This window comes from Roseateles sp. P5_E11, from assembly GCF_054049355.1.
Genome location: NZ_JBFUMO010000612.1, coordinates 1 through 3,349 on the forward strand (window position 1 = coordinate 1; position 3,349 = coordinate 3,349).

Annotated in this window: 3 protein-coding genes; 1 reads left to right on the forward strand and 2 read right to left on the reverse strand. The window is 67.6% G+C overall.

The window, feature by feature from the left end:
- Window positions 1-823: nucleotide sugar dehydrogenase (locus ACXJKR_RS27865; RefSeq protein ID WP_457325587.1), on the reverse strand; the 823-nt coding region annotated here is incomplete at its 3' end.
- Window positions 824-849: 26 nt separating this feature from the next.
- Complete coding sequence (locus ACXJKR_RS27870) at window positions 850-2,769, reverse strand: XrtA/PEP-CTERM system amidotransferase (RefSeq protein WP_457325589.1); 1,920 nt, start codon at window positions 2,767-2,769, stop codon at window positions 850-852.
- Window positions 2,770-3,018: 249 nt separating this feature from the next.
- On the opposite strand from ACXJKR_RS27870, the gene ACXJKR_RS27875 reads away from it, so the two are divergent.
- On the forward strand, window positions 3,019-3,349 hold a 331-nt coding region (locus ACXJKR_RS27875), incomplete at its 3' end, for a GtrA family protein (RefSeq protein ID WP_457325590.1).

The following is a 3,349-nucleotide window of genomic DNA, read 5'->3' on the forward strand; positions in this document are numbered from 1 at the left end:
CCTTGACCTCCTTGGGCAGGCAGGAGCCGCCGAAGGCAAAGCCAGGGCGCAGATAGGCCTTGGAGATGTTGAGCTGGGTGTCGCGGCAGAAGAGCTCGAGCACGTCGCGCGAGTCCAGGCCGGTTTCCTTCAGCACGGCGCCGGCTTCGTTGGCGAAGACGATCTTCAGCGCGTGGAAGACGTTGCACAGGTATTTGACCGACTCGGCCACGCCCACGTCGGCCGCGACGAAGTTGCCCGGCACGCCGGCATACAGGCGCTTCATGACCTCCACGCCAGCGTCATCCAGGCTGCCGACGATGGTCTGCGGCGGGTTGTGGAAGTCGGAGACCGACGAGCCTTCGCGCAGAAACTCGGGGTTGAAGACCAGCGACAGCCGATCACCGATCTTGCGGCCGGCGGCCTTCTCCAGCAGCGGCGCGATGCGGGCGCGCGTGGTGCCCGGGGCGACCGTGCTGCGGATCACCAGTGTGTGCTGGCCATCCTTCTTGGCGATCTCGGCGCCGATCTGGCCGACGACGGCGTCCAGCGCGGTCAGGTCGGGCATGTAGTTAGGCAGTGAGGGCGTGGCCACCGAGATCAGCGAGATCTCGGTGTCGCGCACCGCGGCGGCCACATCGCGCGTGGCCGTCAACTTGCCGGCCTTCACGGCGGCGCCAATCAGCTCCTCGATGCCTTCCTCGACGACCGGCGACTGCCCGGAAGCGATCAGCTCGACCTTGAGCGGGTTGATGTCCACGCCCACCACTTCGTGGCCGAGTTCGGGCAGGCAGGCGCAGGAGACCGCGCCGACGTAGCCGAGACCGAAAACCGAAACCTTCATGTCGTCCCTTTATCTCTTGAAATCGTTCAGGCCGCGGCGCGCGCGGTTGCGGCGCCCAGGCCTGCATTGCGCAGGAAGGCGTCGAACATCAGCAGCACCCACAGCGGCTGGGCATGGTCCATCACGCCGCGCTCATGCTGGTCCAGCAGGCGGCCGATGACGGTCGGGTTGAACCAGCCCGTCTGGGCCAGCGCGCCCTGTTGCAGCGCCTGGCGGGTCTGCTCGCGCAGCGGGCCACGCAGCCAGCGCGCCAGCGGCACGGCGAAGCCCATCTTGGGCCGGTAGAGCACATCGTTCGGCAGCATGGGCTCCAGCGCCTTCTTGAAGATGTACTTGCCCTCCTGACCGCGCAGCTTCAGGTCTGAGGGCAGCGTCGCCACCCACTCGACGAGTTGGTGATCCATCAGCGGCTCGCGCACTTCCAGGCTGTGGGCCATGCTGGCGCGGTCGACCTTGGTGTTGATGTCGCCCGGCAGATAGGTGTGGATGTCCAGGTACTGGATCAGCGCCAGCGGGTCGTCGGTGTTGGCGCGCTGGGCGTGATGGTGGAAGACCTCGCTGGCATGCCAGCCCTGCAGGTCGCGCTTGAAGGCGTCGCTGAACAGCTCCTGGCGCAGCGGGTCGCGCACCAGGCCCATGGTGTTGAAGTAGGCGTCGACCGAGTTGCGGGCGATGGCCTGGAAGGTGGTCTTGGCGCGGAAGACGCGCGGCGCCCAGTCGGCCTTGGGGTAGAGCTTGGCCAGCGGGCCGAACACGCCCTTGCGCAGGGCCAGCGGGAAGGCGCTGCGCATGCGCTCTTCCATCATGTGCATCTTGTAGCGGCGGTAGCCGCCCAGGCTCTCGTCGCCGCCGTCGCCGGACAGCGCCACCGTCACATGCTTGCGCGCCAACTCGCAGACACGGTAAGTGGGAATGGCCGACGAGTCGGCATAGGGCTCGTCGTAGAGATGGGCCAGCAGGTCGACGAGGCCGAAGTCGTCGCTGCTGACGACCTCGACGCGATGGTTGGTGCGGTAGCGGTCCGCCACCTGCTGCGCGAACTCGGTCTCGTTGAACTTGGGATCGTCGAAGCCGATGGAGCAGGTGTTGACCGGCTGGTCGTCCAGCCCGGCCATCGCCGCGACGACGGCGCTGGAGTCCACGCCACCGGACAGGAAGGCGCCCAGCGGCACCTCGGCCTTCAGGCGCAGCTTGACCGACTCGGACAGGCGGCGACGCAGTTCCTCGGCGGCCTCTTCCTCACCGATCTTGGCGTCGAGCGTGAACTTGACGTCCCAGTAGCGCTGCGGCGTGCCGATGGGCTGGCCGCGCTTGACGAGCAGGCGGTGGCCGGGGGCGAGCTTCTGCGCGTGGCGGTAGATGGTCCAGGGGTCGGGCACATAGCCCAGCGCGAAATAGGCCTCGACGGCGCGCGGGTCGATCTCCTGGCGCAGGCCGCCGTGGGCCATCAGGCTCTTCAGCTCGGAGCCGAACAGCAGCCAGCCGTCCTCGGTCATTGCGTAGTGCAGCGGCTTCACGCCCAGGCGGTCGCGGGCCATGAAGAGGCAGTCGCGCTTTCGGTCGTGGATCATGAAGGCGAACATGCCGCGCAGGTGGTGCACGCAGTCCTCGCCCCAGTGCTCCCAGGCGCGCACGATGGCTTCGGAGTCGCTCTTGGTACGGAACACATAGCCGTGGCCGCGCAGCTCGTCCATCAACTCCAGGTAGTTGTAGACCTCGCCGTTGAAGACCAGGGCCACCGTCTTGTCGTCGTTGAAGATGGGCTGCTGGCCGGTCGCGATGTCGATGACCGACAGGCGCCGGTGGCCGAAGCCGACGCCGGGCTCGATGTGCAGGTCGCCCTCATCCGGCCCGCGGTGATGCTGGGACTCGTTCATCCGGTGCAGACGCTCGCGCTCGGGGAGGCGCTGGCCGCGGGTATCGAACAGACCGGTGATGCCGCACATGGGTTGGACCTGGTTCAGCCAATCATTGGGTAAAGCCGCGCCTGCCGAAACGGCAAGGCACGGGGAAAGGCGGATTCTTACCGAGCTTGGTGACCGCGCCGGGCGTTCGCTGTCCCTGGTGTGATGTCAGGCACGGGTTATCCCCCTGTCCGGGGGATGCTTGACCCGCGGGCAACGGGGGCTGCGGCCTGCCGGCAACGCCGATACTTCGGCGCCCTCCACCGCCCTGCTCCCAAAGCGCCGGCCATCTTGATCGCTCAGCTGTTCTCTTTTCTGTCCGTCGGCGTGCTCGCCACGGGCCTGCAGTACGTGCTGACGGCCGGCCTCGTGCTGGCGGGCTGGCTGCCGCTGGTGCCGGCATCCACCGTGGGTTTCCTGGTCAGCGCGACGTTCAATTACTGGGCCAATGCACGCCTGACCTTCGCCGCCCAGGGCAGCGCTGCGCGCAATCGCCCCCAGCAGTTGCGCTTCATCGCCATGGTGGCCCTGGGCTGCGCGCTGAATGCCGGCCTGCTGCGCGTCGCCGTGTCGCTGGGCCTGCACCCCGTCTTGAGCCAGCTCATCGCCACCGCCGGCGTGC